Below are 18,432 nucleotides of genomic sequence, written 5' to 3'. Positions count from 1 at the left end.
TGGACCCGCAGGGTGCAAGGCTAGCGGGAATGAGCGCTAGTGTACTCGATAGCCTCCTACTCGATAGCCTCGTAAGGAAGGCCAACGTAATTTTCCGCAATGGTTTTTCGTCCCGCTTCGGAGCTGACGAAATAATCCAGCTCTGCTTCGGTAATGCGCTGGCTGAACGCGTCGGCATCGGGAAACTGGTGCAGCATCGAGGTCATCCACCAGGAGAAACGTTCGGCTTTCCATACCCGGCGCAGGCAGATTTCCGAGTATTTCTCCAAGAGGTCGGTGCGTTGCTCGCGGTAGACCTTGAGCAGGATGTTGAACAGTGTGCTGACGTCGCTGGCCGCCAGGTTCAAGCCCTTGGCGCCCGTTGGCGGCACGATGTGCGCGGCATCGCCCACCAGGAACATGTGCCCGTACTGCATGGGTTCGACCACGAAGCTGCGCAGCGGTGCGATGCTTTTCTCGATCGACGGGCCGGTCACCAGGCGCTCGGCCAGGGCGGCTGGCAGGCGGTTCTTGAGTTCGTCCCAGAAGCGTTGGTCGGACCAGTTCTCGACCTGTTCATCGGCCGGCACTTGCAGGTAATAACGGGTGCGGGTGGTCGAGCGCATGCTGCACAGGGCGAAGCCGCGAGCGTGCCGGGCGTACACCAGCTCTTCGTGGACCGGCGGGGTATCGGCCAGGATGCCCAGCCAGCCGAAGGGATAGACCCGCTCGAAAATGTTCAGCGATTCAGCGGGAATCGATTGCCGCGCCACACCGTGGAAGCCGTCGCAGCCGGCGATGTAGTCGCACTCCAGGCGCACCGCTTCGCCGTCGTGTTCGAAGGTCAGGTAGGGTTGCTCGCTTTTCATGCCATGGGGCTGCACGTCGCGGGCTTGATAAAGGGTCACCGCGCCGGCGGCTTCGCGTGCCTGCATCAGGTCGCGGGTGACCTCGGTCTGGCCGTAGATCATCACGTTCTTGCCGCCGGTCAGGGCGTGCAGGTCGATGGCCACCTGGCGACCGTCGAACGCCAGCTCGAAGCCGCCATGCACCAGGCCTTCGGCGTCCATGCGCTGGCTGACGCCGGCCTGGCGCAGCAGATCGACCATGCCTTGTTCCAGGACGCCTGCGCGAATGCGACCCAGGACGTAGTCCGGGTCTTGGCGTTCAACGATCACTGTGTCGATGCCGGCGTTGTGCAACAGTTGGCCGAGCAGCAGGCCGGAGGGGCCGGCGCCGATGATGGCGACTTGGGTTTTCAGGGTTTTCATTGTTTTTATGACTCGCAAGCTTCAGCCGAACAAGGTTCGGTGAATGGTTTTTTTATGTTTCGAGTGCTTGCATTTTTCACCGGTGAACCTGTCAATTGAAGGTTAAAACTAAGCCGATACCTGTTCATTTCACCAATCGGTGCGATTATCGCCCGTCACTCTGAGGCCTGGATTGCAGTTATGAACAAGCCTGCCCTTTCTTCCATCCCGGTGTTCAAACTCTATGGCGAGAGCCTGGGCTGGCCGACCCCGGACTTGTTGCACTGCGAAACCATCAGCAAACGCAGTCGCGAACACCATTGGGAAATCAAGCCGCACCGGCACGCCGACCTCGGTCAATTATTGTTCGTCCACCGTGGGCAGGCGGAACTCGAGATAGAAGGGCAGCGCACCTTGCTGGGGGAATCGGCGCTGCAGGTGCTGCCGCCGTTGTCGGTGCATGGCTTCCGTTTTTCCGAGGACATAGAAGGGTATGTGCTGACGCTGGCCGCACCGCTGGTGGCGCACCTGCAGGCGCAATTGGGGCAGTCGGTGAATGCCCTGGCGTTGGCCGAGAGCTATCCGGCGCGCGCCGACGGGTCATACCTCAACGGCCTGTTCGCCGCCTTGCAGCAGGAATATCAAGGGCATGAGCCGGCCCGCGAAATGCTCATGCACGCGTTGGTCAGCACCATCGTGGTCTGGGTCAGCCGCCAGGCGATCCAGCGCCGCAGCGCCAATCAGCGGCCGCAGCGCGCCCGGGAGTACTTCAATGGTTTTGTGCAACTGGTGGAGGCGCACTATCGGGAGCACGTGAAGGTCGAGGACCTGGCGCACAAACTGGGGATTTCGGTTTCTCATCTCAACGGCACTTGCCGCGAACTGGCCGGGCAGCCCGCGTTGCAGATCATGCACGAACGCCAGTTGCTCGAAGCCAAGCGCCTGCTGACGTACACCGGGATGACCATCTACGAGATTTCCGACAGCCTGGGCTTTTCCGACCCGACCAACTTCACCCGGATGTTCCGGCGCCGCATTGGTATTTCGCCCAAGGCCTTCCGCGACCGGTTGAAGGTCGACCAGGCCAGCGAGGATTGAGCAGCGCCTTACCGCAAGGCGTTCAACGTGGCCGAGTGTGGGATGCAGTGCTCAAGGCTGCAACTGGCGTAGACCCGGGGCAATTGCCGGGCCTGTTCGACGCGGTAGGCCGCGGTGCCGTAAAGCGCCAGGGTTGCGCCGCAAGTCAGGAAGATCGCCAGATACCTTCTTGTTTTGATGTTCATGGCTAGCACCTCTGAACGAGTAGCCCCATTGATTGAAGGGCTACTTAATCAGCATAGGCCAGCGCTGCCGAGTTGCCAGACCGCAGGTCTGCATGGTTGACGGGGTATTCAGCCGGTTGATCGGCTGCGCACGGCTACCGCCTACAGGCCTTGGTCCCACTGCGGTTCTTCGGGAAATCTCAGCACCAGGAAATCCAGCATGCTGCGCAACGCGGCAGGCATGTGCTTGCGCGAGGCGTACACCGCATACATGTTCATCTGCCGCGGCTCGGCATCGGGCAGCAGGCGCACCAGCTCGCCGCTGTGGATGTGTACGCCGGCCTGGTAGGTCGGCAGCATGGCGATCCCGGCACCCGCCATGGCGGCACGCAGCAAGGTGCTGGCTTCATTGGCGCTGATGTTGCCCTGTACCGGAACTGACAGCTGTTCACCCGCCTGCTCGAAATGCCACAGGCTTTTGCCAAAGTAGGAATGGGTCAGGCAGTTGTGTTCGCTCAACTCTTCCACCCGCTGCGGTGTGGGGTGCTCGCCCAGGTAGGCCGGTGAGGCGCAGATCACCGAGCGGCAGACGGTCAGGCGACGGGCGATCAGGTTCGGGTCCAGGTCGTTGCTGGTTCGGATCGCCAGGTCGATGCGTTCATCCACCAGGTTCACCGTGCGGTCGAGCATCTGCAAATCGATGCTGACCCCGGGGTAACGCTTGACGTAGGCGGCCATGGCGTCAGCCAGTTGGGCCTGGCCGAACGAGGTGCTGACACTGATGCGCAGCAGCCCGCGCGGGGCGTCATCCGGTTCACTGACCGCCGCCTGCATGTCGTTCGACAGCTCCAGCATCTGCCGACACCGCGGCAGGATTTCGCTGCCCGCCGCCGTCAGGCTGAGTTTGCGGGTGGTGCGGTGCATCAGCCGCGCGCCGACCCAATCCTCCAACTCCGCCAGATAACGCGAAACCACCGGGCGCGACAGATCCAGGTGATCGGCGGCGGCCGACTGGCTGCCGAGGTCGACCACACTGACAAACACGCGCATTGCTTGAAGACGATCCATGATTTGCCCGCTTTCAGAAACAAACTATGTTCCAGCATCGCATTTTTTGTACCGACTGACGCAACTAAGCTCCCCCCATCGAAAGCCAAGCCCACAGACTCTGGAGTTGCCCCATGATCGGATTCACCTCACTCAAACGCCTGCTGCTGGCCAGCGCTATCGTGGGTTTTGCCGCCCATGCCGCAGCGGCCGAGCCCGGGTTGACCCTGGATGTCTACAACCCGGGCGCGGCGGCAATCTTTCCGGTGAGCTCGGTGCTGGTCAGCGGCAAGAAGGAAGCCATTTTGGTGGATGCCCAATTCGGCAAGTCCCAGGCCGAGCAACTGGTCGAGAAAATTCGCGCCAGCGGCAAACAGTTGACCACCATCTACATCAGCCATGGCGATCCGGACTATTACTTCGGCCTTGAGACCATCACTGCAGCGTTTCCCAAGGCCAAGGTCGTTGCCTCGCAGCCAACGGTGGAGCACATCAAGGCCACGGTTGAGGGCAAGCTGGCTTTCTGGGGGCCGAAAATGGGCGCCGACGTGCCGGGCAAAACCATCGTTCCCGCTGTGCTCAAGGGCCACAGCCTGACCCTGGAAGGGCAGAAGCTCGACATCATCGGTCTGGACGGCAAGCAGCCGGATCGGACCTTTGTCTGGATCCCGTCGATCAAGGCCGTGGTGGGTGGCGTCGTGGTCGCGGAAAACATCCACGTGTGGATGGCCGATACCCAGAGCGCGCAATCGCACCAGGATTGGTTGAGCACCCTGCAGACCCTCCAGGGCCTGCAGCCCAAGACCGTGATTCCGGGGCACTTCCTGGGTGACAGTGCCCGGTCCCTGGCGCCGGTGCAGTTCACTGCCGAATACATCAAGGCTTTCGACGAAGAAACCGCCAAGGCCAGCAACTCTTCCGAGTTGATCTCGGCCATGAAAAAGCGCTACCCGAACCTTGGCGAAGAAAGCTCCCTGGAACTCAGCGCCAAAGTCGCCAAGGGCGAGATGAAGTGGTGAGCGGATCGGTTTGATTCACTCCCGCGCCTGGCGCGGGAGGCCCTGTAGCACTTATCGCAACTGGAGAACTGTCATGAGCAAGATCGCAATCATTGGTGCCACCGGTCGTGCCGGTAGCCAATTGCTGGAAGAAGCCCTGCGTCGTGGCCACAGCGTGACCGCTATTGCCCGCAACACGGCAAAGATCGGCCAGCGTGCCGGTGTGGTGACCCGTGAGGTCGACGTTGCCGACAGCGCAGCGTTGCAAGCGGCGCTGGCTGGTCACGATGCAGTGATCAGTGCCGCGCATTTCTCCACCATCGCCGCCAGCGCCATCATCGAGCCGGTGAAAAAGGCCGGGGTCAAGCGCCTGCTGGTGGTCGGTGGTGCCGGTTCGCTGCTGTTGCCCGATGGCGGCAAGGTCATCGACAGCCCTGGCTTCCCGCCGGAGTACAAGGCCGAAGCCAGCGCCGGTGGCGTCTACCTCGACACCCTGCGCCAGGAACAGGATCTGGACTGGACCTTCCTCTCGCCCTCGGCGGAGTTCGTCGAGGGTGAGCGCACCGGGCATTTTCGCCTTGGCCAGGATCATCTGCTGGTCAGTGCCGAAGGACGTAGCTGGATCAGCTTTGCCGACTACGCCATTGCCTTGATCGACGAAGTGGAAAAACCGGCCCACAGTCGTCAGCGGTTTACGGTTGGTTATTGAGTAGGGGCCGGTTACCACGGCGCCCCACCGGCCCAGCGCAGCCTGGCGGCAGCGGTTACAGGCTGGTGGTTAGCGTTGCTGCGCCTGGGTTATCAGCCAATCCAGTAACTCTTGCAAGGCCGCCGAAGGCCCCGGGCGTTCCGGGTAGACCAGGTAGTAGGCCTGGCCCGTCGGCACCTTCAAATCAAAGGGCATGACCAGCCGCCCGGCACTCAGGTCGTCGCCAATCAATGCCCAGTCGCCCATCGCCACGCCAGAACCTTGCGAGGCCACGGACATCGCCAGGTCCAGGGTCTCGAAATGCTGGCCCTTGCCCAGGGTCTTCAATGGCGTGCCGGCGGCTTTCAACCAGCTTTGCCAGTCGCGCTGGTCATGGGACGGGTGCAGCAGCAGGTGCTGCTGCAAGTCCGCCGGGGTCTTGAGTGGCACCGAACCCTCCAGCAGCGGTCGGGAGCAGACCGGTGTCAGCTGTTCGTTGAACAGGTGCCGCGACCCCAGCGTCGGGGTGGGCGGGGCGCCATACATCACCGCCGCATCGAACGGCTCGCGGCTGAAATCCACGCCATGCTGCACGGTGGTGGTCAGTTGCACTGGCACTTCCGGGCGCTCCTTCTGCCATTGCAGCAGGCGCGGCAGCAGCCAGCGCATCACGCAGGTCGGGGCCTTGAGGCGCAGGTTGTGGTTTTGCGCGCCAATTTCATCCACCGCGCCATTGATCAATTCGAACACCTGCTGCACCCGGGGCAGCCATTCCAGCCCTTCGGCGGTCAGGCTCAAGCCCCGCGCCTGGCGCTGAAACAACGGGTAACCCAGGTGGCTTTCCAGCCCGGCGATCTGCCGGCTCACCGCGCCCTGGGTGATGTGTAATTGCTCGGCGGCGCGGGTGAAATTGCAGCACTGGGCGGTGATCAGGAATGTGTGCAGCGCGGGCAGGGGCGGGAGGCGTTTCATGGGGGGCCAAGGTATGACGTGGGGACATGGCTAGTATGACTTTTTATCCATTGTCCCGGCTACGGGCCCGCCGTTCCAATACCCCTTCTGCGGGCGTTTGATGGCGAGTTCAAGCAGGCCGCCGCCGCCCGGTGTCCATCCAATAACAAGGGCGATGAAATGGCGACGTGCGGCGAAGTACTGGTCAAGTTACTTGAGGGTTATGGGGTCGAGCAGGTATTCGGCATTCCCGGGGTGCATACCGTCGAGCTGTACCGTGGGCTGGCCGGGTCGAGTATCAACCACGTCACCCCGCGTCACGAGCAGGGCGCCGGTTTCATGGCCGACGGCTACGCACGCACCAGCGGCAAGCCGGGGGTGTGCTTCATCATCACCGGCCCGGGGATGACCAACATCACCACGGCCATGGGCCAGGCCTACGCCGATTCGATTCCGATGCTGGTGATTTCCAGCGTGCAGTCGCGCAGCCAGCTGGGCGGTGGGCGCGGCAAGCTGCACGAACTGCCGAACCAGGCGGCTCTGGTGAGCGGCGTGGCAGCGTTTTCCCACACCCTGATGTCCGCCGCCGAGCTGCCGGGGGTATTGGCCCGGGCCTTCGCCTTGTTCCAGGCCGGGCGTCCGCGTCCGGTGCATATTGAAATCCCTCTCGATGTGCTGGTTGAAGAGGCTGATGATCTGCTCGCCAGCACCCCGGTCAGCATCGCCCGTGCCGGCGCCGCACCTGCCGCCATCACGCAGATGAGCCAGCGCCTGGCCAGCGCCCGGCGCCCCCTGATCCTCGCCGGCGGTGGCGCGATCGATGCGGCGGCTGCGTTGACCCGACTGGCGGAGCTGTTGGCAGCGCCCGTGGCCCTGACCATCAACGCCAAGGGCATGCTGCCGTCCTCGCATCCGCTGCTGATCGGCTCGACCCAGTCCCTGGTCGCCACCCGGGCCCTGGTGGCAGAGGCTGATGTGGTCCTGGCCATCGGCACCGAACTGGCCGAGACCGATTACGACGTGACCTTCGCCGGTGGTTTCGAGATTCCCGGGGCGCTGCTGCGGATCGACATCGACCCGGACCAGACCGTGCGCAACTACCCGCCGCAGCTGGCGCTGGTGGCCGATGCGCAGATGGCCGCCGAGGCCTTGCTGGCGCAGTTGAGCCAACAGCCGCTAGCCGAGCGCGCCGCAGAATGGGGCCAGGCCCGCGCGGCAGTCCTGCGCCGCGAACTGGACAGCGCCTGGGACGCCCCGACCCGTGCCCAGACCCAGCTGTTGCACACCGTGCTTCAGGAGCTGCCGGAGATCGTGTTCGTCGGTGACTCCACGCAACCGGTGTATAGCGGCAACCTGACCTTCAACCCCGAGCAGCCGCGGCGCTGGTTCAACTCGTCCACCGGTTACGGCACCCTTGGCTATGCCTTGCCGGCAGCGGTCGGTGCCTGGCTGGGCGGGGCTTCCGAGCGCAGTGCCCGTGGCCCGGTGGCCTGTCTGATTGGCGATGGCGGTCTGCAATTCACCCTGGCGGAACTGGCCAGCGCCGTGGAGGCCCAGACTCCGATCATCGTCCTGCTGTGGAATAACCAGGGTTACGAGGAGATCAAGAAATACATGGTCAACCGCGCCATCACGCCGGTGGGCGTGGACATTTACACCCCGGACTTTATCGGTGTGGCCAAGGCCCTGGGCTGCGCCGCCGAAGCCATCAGCAGTGTCGAGCAGTTGCGCAACGCCTTGCGTGCCGCCGCCGCACGCCAGGGGCCGAGCCTGATTGAAATCGACCAGGCCGGCTGGATGCAGGCGGTGCAGGCATGAGCACAATGAATCTGTCGAATGGGCTGTACATCAATGGCCAATGGCGCGCCGGCAGCGAACGCTTGCAGGTGATCAACCCGTCCACGGAGCAGCCTTTGGCGGTAGTCGCCGGGGGCGACGGGCAGGATGTGGAGCAGGCGGTACGCGCCGCCCAGGCGGGATTTCGCGTGTGGTCCGCGTGCAGCGGCGCCGAGCGTGCCGTGGTCTTGCGCAAGATTGCCACGGGCGTCGCCGCACGCCGCGAACGCCTGATGCAGCTGCAATCGAGCAACAACGGCAAGCCGCAATTCGAAGCGGCTATCGATGTGGATGATGTGATTGCCACCTTCGAATACTACGCCGGCCTGGCCGAAAGCCTGGATGCCGCCCAGGACGCGGATGTGCCCCTGCCCAGTGACGACTTCAGCGCTCGCCTGCGTCGCGAACCCTGCGGCGTGGTTGGCTTGATCGTGCCCTGGAACTTCCCCATGGTGACCACGGCCTGGAAGCTGGCGCCCGCCTTGGCGGCCGGGTGCAGCGTGGTCCTCAAGCCGTCCGAGGTGACGCCGCTGCCGGAGCTGGAGCTGGCGGCAATCATCGCCGACAGTGGTTTGCCCGATGGCGTGTTCAACCTGGTGTGCGGCACTGGCCTGGCAGTCGGCGCACCGCTGGCGGCGGATCCGCGGGTGGCGAAGATTTCCTTTACCGGCAGCAATGCGGTCGGGGTCCAGGTCATGCAGCGTGCAGCAGAAAGCATCAAGGGCGTCAGCCTGGAACTGGGCGGCAAATCATCGTTGCTGGTGCTGGCCGATGCCGATCTCGATCTGGCGGTAGAGCTGGCCTGTGGCGGTGGTTTTTTCAACGCCGGGCAGATGTGCTCGGCCACCAGTCGGGTGCTGGTGGCCGAAGAGCTGGCGGATGAGTTTCTGCTGCGCCTCAAGACTCGGGCCGAGGCGATCCGGGTCGCTGACCCGTTCGCCGCCGAGGTGGACATGGGAGCGCTGGTCAATCAGGCGCAGTACCAGCGGGTCTTGGGCCATATCCAGGCTGGGCTGAGTGTCGGCGCCAAGCTGGTGTCGGGTGGCGGACGTCCACCGGCGCTGCCCCGTGGCTATTTCATTGAGCCGACGATCTTCACCCAGGTGCCTCTGGACAGCGCGCTGTGGTGCGAGGAAATCTTCGGCCCGGTGCTCTGTGTACGCAGTTTCGCCAGCGAGCAGGAGGCCGTGGACCTGGCCAATGACAGCGCGTTCGGCCTGGTGGCGAGCGTGGTCAGTGGTTGCACCGAGCGAGCCGAACGGGTGGCGAACGAGTTGCAGGCCGGGCTGGTGTGGATCAACGCGCCCCAGGTGATTTTTCCGCAGGCAGCGTGGGGCGGCTACAAACAGAGCAGCATCGGCCGCGAGTTGGGACCTTGGGGGTTGCAGGCCTTCCAGGAAATCAAACACGTGATCCGGGCCCGCTGAACCGGCGTATCCAGCGTCGCTGTCGGCGCTGGATTCAGACGCTGATGCGCAGGCGCGCCATGTCGCGCAGCGGTGGGGCGCCGAACAGGCGGCTGTACTCGCGGCTGAATTGCGACGGGCTTTCGTAGCCCACGCGGTAGCCGGCGGCGGAGGCCTCAAGGCCTTCGGCGAGCATCAGGCGTCGCGCTTCCTGCAGGCGCAGTTGCTTCTGGTACTGCAGCGGGCTCATGGCGGTCATGGCCTTGAAGCGATGGTGCAGGGTCGAGACGCTGAGGTTGACCTCCCGCGCCAGGTCATCGATGCGCAGGGGCTGTTCATAGTTGCCGTTCAACCACTTGATGGCCTGGTTGACGCGATGGCTCTGGCTGTTGGCGATGGCAATTTCATACAACCGATGCCCCTGCTTGCTGCGCAGCAGCCGATAGAGGATTTCCCGGCGGATCAGCGGCGCGAGCATCGCGATGTCTTTCGGCGTGTCCAGCAAACGGGTCAGGCGCAGCACGGCATCGAGCATCGGCGGGTCGAGTTGTTCGACATACAGGCCACGCCCAGTGGGCCGGGTCGGAACTCCCAAGGGGCCGGCATCGGCGATCAGGGTGCTGATTTCAGTGGGGTCGATGTCCAGGCGCAAGGCCAGGATCGGCTCTTCGGGCGAAACGATGGCGACTTTGCCGCTCAAGGGCACCGACACCGACACCACCAGGTAATTGAGCGGGTCGTAGTTGAAAGTTTCGTCGGCCAGCCGTACCTCTTTGCGCCCCTGGGCCATGATGCACAGCGCGGGCTGGGCCAGTACCGGGGCGAACTGGTGGGAGCTGCTGTGGCGCGAAACAAACAGTGAGTGGATGGCGGTGGCGTAGCTGCCGTCTTCGCTGGTGTTGCGGCGAATGATTCCGGCCAGCTCGGCGCGCTGTTTTTCCATGTCCGGATCCAGCGGAGCTTGCGGATATTCGAGTGACGACATGGGAAGCCTCCGGCGTTTCTGATGGGCACAGCTTAAATTTGTGCAAGAACCATGGGTAGGCGATTCCTGCGTAAAACTTGCCTGATTCTGCAGCGCCCGCGCGTATTAGACACAACACGTGTTTCGGCGCGGGTGTCACTTGCTTGAAACAGTCGTATGGTTTTTCCAAGACTGTCGGGCGTGCGGTGATCCCATCTCGCGCTGCTCGCAGGATTGTGCAAAAGGCCGACAGGATTCGACTAACGGCGGCTGCTACGGCCGTTTAATCTTTGATCCTGTCGCAGCCCGTCCCATGGCTGCCTCGACAACACCCTGGGAGGGTCGCAGATGTCCACGCATAGTCCTGTCAGTCATATGGCTTTCGTCCGTGCCCGCAGCGGGCGTACCACGGAATTGGGCGCGCGCTTGAGCAGCCTGATCGAGCCGTCGCGCCAGACACCCGGTTGCCTGCATTTCGCGTTGCAGCACTCGCAGTGCGATGCCGAGCTGTGGATGGTTTCCGGCTTCTGGAGCAGTCAGCAGGCGATGACCGCCTACTTCAGTTCGCCCGCCATGGCGATTTTTACCGAGTTGGTGCAGGACCTGGTGGTCAACAGCCTGGACTTCCATACCTTCAGCCATATCTCGGCCGCCGAGGCCCATGGCGAATACGCGCAACTGAACCAGGCCCCGGTGCACAAACTGGCCAGTTGAAGGTTTAGAATGGCCGACTTTCCATTGGCCAGGATCAGCAACATGGCACGTAAAGAGTTTGCGCAGTTCGAAGCGGTGTCCGCCGTGGTACCGGGTGAAGGCGGTTACAGCGCCGCTATCGCCATCAAGGCCCTGGGTGGTTCAGGGGCTCCGCGTTTTCATAAAGTACTGGATGACCAGAAATTCAAGACCGCCGATGACGCCGACCAGGCTGCTGCGCAGAAGCTTGAGCAGTTGATCGACGTCGATGAGGACGGCGAGCTGTCCTGGAAAACTATCTGACTGCCCCCGGGCGGTACATCTTGAACAAGGCCTCAGGCCCCAGCTGGAAATAATCCGCTGGCCCGCCGCCGCGCAGAATCGGTTCTGCCGCGGCGGTGTCGTACACCCCATCCTTGAGCAGCCACTTGGCGATATGCACGGCGACTACTTCGCCGAGAATCAGCCAGCTTGGCACCAGCTCCTGATCTGCCCGCTGCAATTGAATGATCTGCGTGACCTTGCATTCAAAGGACACCGGGCTTTCGGCTACCCGCGGTACGGCGATCACCTTCGAGGCGACCGGGGTCAGGCCCGACAATTCGAACTCGTCGACATCGGCCGGCACGGAGGCGCAACTCTGGTTCATCTGCTCAGCCAGGGGCCGGGTCGCCAGGTTCCAGGCAAATTCGCCGGTCTGCTCGATGTTGTTCAGGCTGTCTTTGCGCCCGACGCTGGAGAACCCGATGATCGGCGGAATGTAGTTGAAGGCATTGAAGAAGCTATAGGGCGCCAGGTTCAGCCGGCCCTGGGTGTCCTGTGAGGAAATCCAGCCGATAGGGCGCGGGCCGACGATGGCGTTGAACGGGTCATGGGGCAGGCCGTGGCCCTGGGCGGGTTCGTAGTAGTGAATATCGTCGGGCATGGCGGGGCTCCTGAGGTGCGGTGATCCGAGGGCGCCATAGTGCCGGGCGCGAGGCGCTAATTCCAGCATCGATGGTCAGGCGATGGCCGGCTTTCAAACGAGGTACGGTGGTTTTCTCCCCACCATAAAACGACTAAGCCCGGCCGAAGCCGGGCTGTGATGCCGCGCGTGGGTATTAGCTGATGGTGGCAGAGCCGGTGCGGTCGTAACCGTCTTCAGCGACCGTGGCGGAACCGGTGCGATCGTAGCCGTCTTCGGCGAATGTGGCAGAGCCGGTACGGTCGTAACCGTCTTCAGCGACTGTGGCAGAACCGGTACGGTCATAACCGTCTTCAGCGACTGTGGCAGAACCGGTGCGGTCGTAGCCGTCAGCGGCGAAGGTGGCAGAACCGGTGCGGTCATAGCCGTCTTCGACAACGGTGGCCGAGCCTGTGCGATCGTAGCCGTCAGCGGCCAGCGTGGCCGAGCCGGTACGGTCATAACCATCGGCAGCGAAGGCGTTGGCGGCCAGTACCGAAAGGGTCAGGGCGATGATCAGTTTGCTTTTCATGAGAGTGACTCCAGGTTCGTCAAGGGTGTGTGCGTTGGGCGTGAAATAGATATTACTCCGTGAAAGTTGATTAAAAAGCGCAAAAAAGCGCTTAAATTAATCGATTTGATCGATGTTAAGGCCGTCGCAAGTGACTGCAAATAACTGCGGTGGGGCCCGTGCTCTGTATACGTATGGGACGGCGTTATGGATTCAATTGCAGGCTGCGACCCGAGCATTAACGGATCATTAATCTGTTAATCCGGGCTGTGGAATCGCGATCAACGGATTTTTCATGCGCCACAGACCTATTTTTCACCGCGCGCCCCGCAGCCTTCGCCCAGGCCTGCATTCGACGACAGGCCGTCTTGAATAGAGCCCTGGAGCGATACCGCGAATGAATAAACTTCCTCAGATCACCCTGGCGTTCTGGGTCATGAAAATCTGCGCAACCACCCTCGGAGAAACCGCCGGGGACCTGTTGTCGATGACCTTGAATGTCGGCTATGCCATCAGCTCGATGATCCTGATCAGCGTGTTCGTGCTGACCCTGATCACCCAACTGTTTTCCAGGACCTACAACCCGGTGCTGTATTGGATCGTGATCCTCTCCACCAGCACGGCCGGGACCACCATGTCGGACTTCATGGACCGCACCCTGGGGCTGGGCTACGCCACTGGCTCGATGATCCTGATTGCAATACTGCTGGCGATCTTAGAGGGGCCTGGCGCCTGAGCGGCGATTCGCTGAACGTGAACAAGATCCATAGCTTCAGGGGGGAGATGTTCTATTGGATGGCGATTCTGTTTTCCAACACCCTGGGCACCGCCCTGGGCGACTACCTGGCAGATGATTCGGGCCTGGGTTTTGCCGGCGGCGCATTGTTTATCGGCGCCACCATCGCCGTGGTGGTGCTGCTCAAGTACTTCACTCGGATTTCGTCGGTGCTGCTGTTCTGGGCGGCATTCGTGCTGACCCGGCCATTCGGCGCGACACTGGGGGATTTCCTGACCAAACCCCATGAAAAGGGCGGCCTGGATTTTGGCACCATCGGCTCGTCGGCGGTGTTGGCGGGGATCCTGCTGGTGATGATTATCGGCGCGACCTATGCCCAGCGTAAGTTCGGGCGCCAGGCGCTGGCCGAGCCGTCCTGAGCCGGTGAGCGCGGCCAGGGGCAGAGGCTTGCAGGCATGAAAAAGGGCGCGGTCATCGGATGACAGCGCCCTTTTTTTGCTACTGGCTGAACGCTTAGTCAGTCACGATCCGCGAATGCTTGCGGGTGTCTTTCATGGTCGCGTAGACCAGCAACGAACAGGCGATGCAGGCAGTGACGTACCAGTAGTAGCCGGTTTCCATGCCGATGCTCTTGAACCACAGCGCGATGTATTCCGCGGTGCCGCCGAAGATCGACACCGTCAGCGCATAGGGCAGGCCTACGCCCAGGGCGCGGATTTCGGTAGGGAAGAGCTCGGCTTTGACCACCGCGTTGATCGAGGTGTAGCCGCTGACGATGATCAGCGCGGCCATGATCAGGAAGAACGCGCCCCACCAGGTTTGCACGGTGTGCAAGGTGGTGAGGATCGGCACGGTGAACAGGGTACCGAGGACCCCGAAGGCAATCAGGATCGGCCGGCGTCCGACTTTATCCGACAGCCCGCCGATGATCGGTTGCAGGCACATGAACAGGAACAGGGTCGCCGCGGAAATAGTGGTGGAGTCGGAGATGCTCATGCCGACGGTGTTCACCAGGTATTTCTGCATGTAGGTGGTGTAGGTGTAGAACGCCAGGGTACCGCCCATGGTCAGGCCGACCACGGTCAGCAGTTCCTTGGGATGACGGAGCAAGGTGCGCATGGCGCTTTCCTTGGCCTTCTCTTTCTTGGTGAAGGACTCGGTTTCTTCCATGCCACGACGCAGGTACAGCGCGACCACGGCACACAGCGCGCCGATGGCGAACGGAATGCGCCAGCCCCAGGCGTACAGCTGCTCGGTGGTCAGGAGCTGTTGCAGCACGATCAGTACGGCCAAGGCGATGAGCTGGCCGGAGATCAGGGTCACGTACTGGAAGCTGGAGTAGAAACCACGACGTTCCTTGGTTGCCATTTCGCTGAGGTACGTGGCGGAGGTGCCGTATTCGCCACCCACCGACAGGCCCTGGAGCAAGCGTGCGAACACCAGCAGGATCGGCGCGCCGATGCCGATGGTTTCGTAACCCGGGCTCAGGGCGATCAGCAGCGAGCCGAAGCACATCAGGTAGACCGAGGCCATCAATGCGCTTTTGCGACCGACCTTGTCGGCGTAGAGGCCCATCAGCCAGCCACCGATCGGACGCATCAGGAAGCCCACGGCGAAGATCGCGGCGGTGTTGAGCAATTGGGCGGTGGTGTCGCCTTTGGGGAAAAAGGCCTTGGCGAAGTACAGCGAGAACGCGGCATAGACGTACCAGTCGTACCACTCGACCATGTTGCCGACCGAGCCACTGAAGATCGATTTGATGCGGCTGGAAGTGGTTCGGGCTTTGGCTGGCACGGCAGCCGACCCAAGAGGCAGGGCGTTGGAGTTATCCATTGAAGGATCCTTCATCTAATTGTTTTTTTGGAGCGCGCGTAAACGCAGCCTGGGTGGGCTATAGCAGGAGCTGTGCCAGGTCGAAGAAGGCCGGTTTAGAGGGGGTAGGGCGTTTGAGTAGGCGGAAATCCGCTTATCGAAGGCGGGTGTGTAAGCGGAAACTTGCCGAGCGGGGGTGGCAAAGGTCGTCGATCACGGCGGGCGCCTACAAGAACATTTCCCGGTTCAAGCCGTGGCGTTGCATCTTTTCATTGAAGGTCCGGCGCGGCAGTTGCAGCTCTTCGAGTACGGCCTTCACGTCACCCTTGTGCCGGGTCAGGGCGGAGCGCAGGCAGTGGGCCTCGAACGCCTCCTGCTGCGCCGCCAGGGATTGCCCCGGGTCGATCCCCACTGGCTCCGGCTCGCCCAGCCCCAGCACCTGGCGTTCGGCAACGTTGGCCAGTTCGCGCACGTTGCCCGGCCAGTCATGGCTCAGCAGGTGGCTCAACTGCGGCCCGCTCAGGGGCGGGAAGGTGCGACCCAGACGCTCGGCGGCGTGTTGGGCGAAGGATTCGAACAACAGCGGAATGTCCTCGCGCCGCTCCCGCAGGGGCGGCAGGCGCAGCTCGGCCACGGTCAGCCGATACGCCAGGTCCTCGCGAAAGCGCCCGGCGCGGGCTTCGTCCAGCAGGTCGGGCTTGGTGGCGGCGATGATCCGCAAGTCGACATGGATGCTCTGGTTGGAGCCCAGGCGTTCGAGCTTCTGTTCTTGCAGCACGCGCAGCAGTTTGACTTGCTGGACCAGGGGCATGCTTTCGATTTCATCGAGAAACAGCGTGCCGCCGTCGGCGTATTCGAGCTTGCCGATGCGTTTGCCCTGGGCGCCGGTAAAGGCGCCACTCTCGTGGCCGAACAGCTCGGCCTCGAACAGTTGCTCGGGAATTGCCGCGCAGTTCAATGCCACGAACGGCTTGCTGGCGCGCGGGCCGAAGTCGTGCAGGCAGCGCGCAACCAACTCTTTGCCGCTGCCGGTTTCGCCGCGGATCAGCACATTGACCGGCAGCGCGGCCAGGTCCAGGACTTGGCGCCGCAGGGTCTGCAACCCGCGGGATACTCCCAGCAGTGTGGCATCCAGCTTCGCGCGGTTGTCCGCCAGCTGGTGCAGGGCCCGGTTTTCCAGGACCAGGCGGCGCTTGTCGAGGGCTCGCCGCAGGCTGCTGAGCAGGGCGTCGGGGCTGAAGGGTTTTTCCAGGAAGTCATACGCGCCGTCGCGCATGGCTTCCACGGCCATCGGCACGTCGCCGTGGCCGGTCAGCAGAATCACCGGCAAGTCCGGGTCCCGGCGCTGGACCTCGGCCAACAGTTCCAGCCCGCTCATGCCGGGCATGCGCACGTCGCTGAGAATGACCCCGGGGAAATGCTCCGGCAGGTGCGCGAGGCACTCATCGGCGCGGCTGAACAACTGCACGTCGAAGCCCGAGAGGCTCAGCCACTGTTCGATGGCGCTGCGGATGCTGCTTTCGTCATCGACCACCAGCACCGAATTCAGCATTGGATGTGCGCCTCCAGATCGATGGGCAGGTACAGCGTGAACACCGCGCCTTCGCCTTGATTGGCGGCGGTCAGGCGCCCGCCCAGCTCGTGGATGATGGCGTAGGACACCGCCAGCCCCAGGCCCAGCCCGTCGCCCACCGGCTTGGTGGTGAAGAACGGGTCGAAGACATTGGCCAGGTGTTCCTCGGCAATCCCGCCGCCGCTGTCGGCGATGCTCAGGCTCCACAGCTGGTCATCGGCTTCGAGGCGGATTTCCAGGCGCCGGTGGGGCTTGTCGTGCATGGCGTCGAGGGCGTTGCGCAGCACGTTGATCAGCACTTGCTCCAGGCGGATCGCGTCGCCACGGACCCACGCCGGGCGCGTCAGGTGCAGCACCTGCTCGACGTTTTCATCCCGCAGGCGTGTCTCGAGCAGTTGCAGGGACTGATCCACCACCGCGGCCAGGTCCAGGCGCTCGCGCAGGCCGCTGGGGCTTTTGCGGGCGAAGGTCTTGAGGTGTCCGGTGAGGGCGGCCATGCGCGTCAGCATGTCATCCAGTGGCCGCAGAGCCTTGTAGGCATCATCGACCCGACCGTGATCCAGCAACAGGCGCAGGGTAGCCAGTTGCATGCGCTGGGTGGTCAGCGGCTGGTTGATCTCATGGGCCAGGGCCGCTGACATTTGCCCGAGGGCTGCCAGCTTCGCCGATTGCACCAGGCCATCCTGGGCGGTGCGCAGGTCGCGGGTGCGCTCCTCGACCAGTTGTTCGAGTTCTTCGCGGCTGCGCTGGCGCAACTTGGCCAGGCGCCAGCGCTGGGTCAGGAACAGCAGCAGAAAGACCAGGGTCAGCCAGGCGCCGGCGGCGGCCAGCCCGGCGTTGCGTCGGTCTTCGTCGACCTGGGGCCGGCGCAGCAGGTGCAGGGTCCAGCCTTCGGCGCTCAGGGGCAGGGACTCCCACAGGTAGTCGGCATTGCCCTGCGGGCCGTTAACCCGGGTCAGCTGGCTGTTGTCGTCAAAGTGCCTGAGGGTCTGATGTTCCAGCGGTGTCAGCGGTTGCTTGTCGTATTGGCGGGTGGTCTTGATGTCCGCCAGCTCGCTGTCGGACAGCGGGCGCAATTGGCGGTAGCGCCAGCCAGGCTGGTTGGCGATAAAAATGATGCCCCGGGCGTCGCTGACCAGCAGGGTGTCGCTGCCCTGGCTCCACTCACGTTCCAGCTCCGGAAACTCCAGCTTTACCACCATGGCCCCGAGGAATTCTTCGGCGTCGCCCTTGACCGCACTGGACAGGAAATAGCCGGGAATGCCACTGGTTACGCCCACCGCGTAAAAGCGTCCGGTGCCCTGGCTGCGGGTCTGGCTGAAGTAAGGGCGAAAGCCATAGTTGTGCCCGACATAACTGCTGGGCAGGCGCCAGTTGCTGGCGGCCACGGCGAGGCCGTCGTGGTTGAGCAGCTCGAGGGTCGAGGAGCGGGCCGCGCCGTTGATTTTTTCCAGCTTGCGGTTCAGCGCATCCTGTTGCTCGGCGCCCAGCGGGCCGCTGAGGGCGCTGCGCAACTCGGGGTCCAGGGCCAGCACGGCCGGCAGCGCGCGATAGCGTTCAATCAGGGTGTGCAGGGAATTGGCGTACAGCCCGAGTTGTTCGTTGGCCCGGGCGGCGTCATCGACCAGGGCCTGGCGTTCGGCGTGATGCATGGCCAGGCCGGCGCTGATGACGGCACCAGCGAGAATCACCAGGGAATAAAACGTCAGGCGTAGCGGGCGCGAGATCTGGGCCATGAGTCAGGGCAGGCTGCAATGGGGGCGGGAACGATAGCATGAGTGCC

At 63.1% G+C, this 18,432-nt stretch carries 17 protein-coding genes and 1 pseudogene; 8 read left to right on the top strand and 10 right to left on the bottom strand.

Annotation, left to right across the window (positions count from 1 at the left end; all coding sequences use genetic code 11):
- Positions 1 to 56: 56 nt before the first annotated feature.
- On the bottom strand, positions 57 to 1,241 hold the full coding sequence (pobA, locus tag JFU57_RS00405) for a 4-hydroxybenzoate 3-monooxygenase (protein WP_178102974.1): 1,185 nt from the start codon (positions 1,239 to 1,241) through the stop codon (positions 57 to 59).
- A gap of 189 nt (positions 1,242 to 1,430) precedes the next feature.
- Here pobA and JFU57_RS00400 point away from each other — a divergent pair, with 189 nt between their 5' ends.
- Positions 1,431 to 2,327, top strand: a complete 897-nt coding sequence (locus JFU57_RS00400; protein ID WP_201127592.1) for a helix-turn-helix domain-containing protein — start codon at positions 1,431 to 1,433, stop codon at positions 2,325 to 2,327.
- Between the two features lie 8 nt (positions 2,328 to 2,335).
- Here JFU57_RS00400 and JFU57_RS00395 read toward each other — a convergent pair whose 3' ends face one another.
- The gene (locus JFU57_RS00395) at positions 2,336 to 2,512 is read right to left on the bottom strand and encodes a hypothetical protein (protein ID WP_020298624.1); all 177 of its coding nucleotides are present in this window, start codon (positions 2,510 to 2,512) and stop codon (positions 2,336 to 2,338) included.
- A gap of 141 nt (positions 2,513 to 2,653) precedes the next feature.
- Positions 2,654 to 3,559, bottom strand: a complete 906-nt coding sequence (locus tag JFU57_RS00390) for a LysR family transcriptional regulator (protein WP_078471896.1) — start codon at positions 3,557 to 3,559, stop codon at positions 2,654 to 2,656.
- 113 nt (positions 3,560 to 3,672) lie between these two features.
- Between JFU57_RS00390 and JFU57_RS00385 the strand changes: the two genes are divergently transcribed.
- The gene (locus JFU57_RS00385; protein ID WP_201127585.1) at positions 3,673 to 4,557 is read left to right on the top strand and encodes an MBL fold metallo-hydrolase; all 885 of its coding nucleotides are present in this window, start codon (positions 3,673 to 3,675) and stop codon (positions 4,555 to 4,557) included.
- A gap of 73 nt (positions 4,558 to 4,630) precedes the next feature.
- Positions 4,631 to 5,245, top strand: coding sequence for an NAD(P)-dependent oxidoreductase (locus JFU57_RS00380; protein ID WP_078471894.1), 615 nt, complete (start codon positions 4,631 to 4,633; stop codon positions 5,243 to 5,245).
- Positions 5,246 to 5,314: 69 nt separating this feature from the next.
- On the opposite strand, the gene JFU57_RS00375 is transcribed toward JFU57_RS00380, so the two are convergent.
- Positions 5,315 to 6,196, bottom strand: coding sequence for a LysR substrate-binding domain-containing protein (locus JFU57_RS00375; RefSeq protein ID WP_078471893.1), 882 nt, complete (start codon positions 6,194 to 6,196; stop codon positions 5,315 to 5,317).
- Positions 6,197 to 6,355: 159 nt separating this feature from the next.
- Between JFU57_RS00375 and JFU57_RS00370 the strand changes: the two genes are divergently transcribed.
- Positions 6,356 to 7,993 (top strand): 5-guanidino-2-oxopentanoate decarboxylase, encoded by a 1,638-nt coding sequence (locus JFU57_RS00370; protein WP_201127582.1) that lies wholly within the window; start codon positions 6,356 to 6,358, stop codon positions 7,991 to 7,993.
- Positions 7,990 to 9,438, top strand: a complete 1,449-nt coding sequence (locus JFU57_RS00365; protein WP_201127580.1) for an aldehyde dehydrogenase family protein — start codon at positions 7,990 to 7,992, stop codon at positions 9,436 to 9,438. Before JFU57_RS00370 ends, JFU57_RS00365 begins: the two co-directional genes overlap by 4 nt.
- Before the next feature lie 34 nt (positions 9,439 to 9,472).
- On the opposite strand, the gene JFU57_RS00360 is transcribed toward JFU57_RS00365, so the two are convergent.
- Positions 9,473 to 10,402, bottom strand: a complete 930-nt coding sequence (locus JFU57_RS00360; RefSeq protein ID WP_078471890.1) for an AraC family transcriptional regulator — start codon at positions 10,400 to 10,402, stop codon at positions 9,473 to 9,475.
- Positions 10,403 to 10,729: 327 nt separating this feature from the next.
- Between JFU57_RS00360 and JFU57_RS00355 the strand changes: the two genes are divergently transcribed.
- Complete coding sequence (locus JFU57_RS00355; RefSeq protein ID WP_043229407.1) at positions 10,730 to 11,095, top strand: putative quinol monooxygenase; 366 nt, start codon at positions 10,730 to 10,732, stop codon at positions 11,093 to 11,095.
- A 9-nt stretch (positions 11,096 to 11,104) separates the two neighbouring features.
- On the top strand, positions 11,105 to 11,377 hold the full coding sequence (locus JFU57_RS00350) for a hypothetical protein (protein WP_078471889.1): 273 nt from the start codon (positions 11,105 to 11,107) through the stop codon (positions 11,375 to 11,377).
- Here the strand turns inward: JFU57_RS00350 and JFU57_RS00345 are convergent.
- Both JFU57_RS00345 and JFU57_RS00340 read right to left on the bottom strand, forming a co-directional pair.
- Positions 11,370 to 11,999 (bottom strand): flavin reductase family protein, encoded by a 630-nt coding sequence (locus tag JFU57_RS00345; protein ID WP_078471888.1) that lies wholly within the window; start codon positions 11,997 to 11,999, stop codon positions 11,370 to 11,372. The two genes, JFU57_RS00350 and JFU57_RS00345, sit on opposite strands and share 8 nt — an antisense overlap.
- A gap of 175 nt (positions 12,000 to 12,174) precedes the next feature.
- A complete protein-coding gene (locus JFU57_RS00340; protein WP_078471887.1) occupies positions 12,175 to 12,549 on the bottom strand; it encodes a heme utilization protein in 375 nt (124 codons plus the stop codon).
- Between the two features lie 376 nt (positions 12,550 to 12,925).
- Here JFU57_RS00340 and JFU57_RS00335 point away from each other — a divergent pair.
- Positions 12,926 to 13,683 (top strand): annotated as a pseudogene (locus tag JFU57_RS00335) (COG4705 family protein).
- A 94-nt stretch (positions 13,684 to 13,777) separates the two neighbouring features.
- Here the strand turns inward: JFU57_RS00335 and JFU57_RS00330 are convergent.
- From JFU57_RS00330 to JFU57_RS00320, 3 genes are all read right to left on the bottom strand, one after another.
- Complete coding sequence (locus JFU57_RS00330; RefSeq protein ID WP_078471885.1) at positions 13,778 to 15,097, bottom strand: MFS transporter; 1,320 nt, start codon at positions 15,095 to 15,097, stop codon at positions 13,778 to 13,780.
- Positions 15,098 to 15,302: 205 nt separating this feature from the next.
- A complete protein-coding gene (locus JFU57_RS00325; RefSeq protein WP_201127578.1) occupies positions 15,303 to 16,628 on the bottom strand; it encodes a sigma-54-dependent transcriptional regulator in 1,326 nt (441 codons plus the stop codon).
- The gene (locus tag JFU57_RS00320; RefSeq protein ID WP_201127576.1) at positions 16,622 to 18,385 is read right to left on the bottom strand and encodes an ATP-binding protein; all 1,764 of its coding nucleotides are present in this window, start codon (positions 18,383 to 18,385) and stop codon (positions 16,622 to 16,624) included. The genes JFU57_RS00325 and JFU57_RS00320 overlap by 7 nt, the downstream gene beginning before the upstream one ends.
- Between the last annotated feature and the right edge of the window lie 47 nt (positions 18,386 to 18,432).

This window comes from Pseudomonas sp. TH07 (genome assembly GCF_016651285.1).
GTDB lineage: Bacteria > Pseudomonadota > Gammaproteobacteria > Pseudomonadales > Pseudomonadaceae > Aquipseudomonas.
The sequence above is the reverse complement of the archived record's forward strand: the minus strand, read 5'-3'. Positions and strand labels throughout refer to the sequence as shown.

Coding starts and splice junctions, on each gene's coding strand:
- JFU57_RS00400 (WP_201127592.1), top strand. CDS start 1,431: ATGAACAAGCCTGCCCTTTCTTCCATCCCGGTGTTCAAACTCTATGGC.
- JFU57_RS00395 (WP_020298624.1), bottom strand. CDS start 2,512: ATGAACATCAAAACAAGAAGGTATCTGGCGATCTTCCTGACTTGCGGC.
- JFU57_RS00390 (WP_078471896.1), bottom strand. CDS start 3,559: ATGGATCGTCTTCAAGCAATGCGCGTGTTTGTCAGTGTGGTCGACCTC.
- JFU57_RS00385 (WP_201127585.1), top strand. CDS start 3,673: ATGATCGGATTCACCTCACTCAAACGCCTGCTGCTGGCCAGCGCTATC.
- JFU57_RS00380 (WP_078471894.1), top strand. CDS start 4,631: ATGAGCAAGATCGCAATCATTGGTGCCACCGGTCGTGCCGGTAGCCAA.
- JFU57_RS00375 (WP_078471893.1), bottom strand. CDS start 6,196: ATGAAACGCCTCCCGCCCCTGCCCGCGCTGCACACATTCCTGATCACC.
- JFU57_RS00370 (WP_201127582.1), top strand. CDS start 6,356: ATGGCGACGTGCGGCGAAGTACTGGTCAAGTTACTTGAGGGTTATGGG.
- JFU57_RS00365 (WP_201127580.1), top strand. CDS start 7,990: ATGAGCACAATGAATCTGTCGAATGGGCTGTACATCAATGGCCAATGG.
- JFU57_RS00360 (WP_078471890.1), bottom strand. CDS start 10,402: ATGTCGTCACTCGAATATCCGCAAGCTCCGCTGGATCCGGACATGGAA.
- JFU57_RS00355 (WP_043229407.1), top strand. CDS start 10,730: ATGTCCACGCATAGTCCTGTCAGTCATATGGCTTTCGTCCGTGCCCGC.
- JFU57_RS00350 (WP_078471889.1), top strand. CDS start 11,105: ATGGCCGACTTTCCATTGGCCAGGATCAGCAACATGGCACGTAAAGAG.
- JFU57_RS00345 (WP_078471888.1), bottom strand. CDS start 11,999: ATGCCCGACGATATTCACTACTACGAACCCGCCCAGGGCCACGGCCTG.
- JFU57_RS00340 (WP_078471887.1), bottom strand. CDS start 12,549: ATGAAAAGCAAACTGATCATCGCCCTGACCCTTTCGGTACTGGCCGCC.
- JFU57_RS00330 (WP_078471885.1), bottom strand. CDS start 15,097: ATGGATAACTCCAACGCCCTGCCTCTTGGGTCGGCTGCCGTGCCAGCC.
- JFU57_RS00325 (WP_201127578.1), bottom strand. CDS start 16,628: ATGCTGAATTCGGTGCTGGTGGTCGATGACGAAAGCAGCATCCGCAGC.
- JFU57_RS00320 (WP_201127576.1), bottom strand. CDS start 18,385: ATGGCCCAGATCTCGCGCCCGCTACGCCTGACGTTTTATTCCCTGGTG.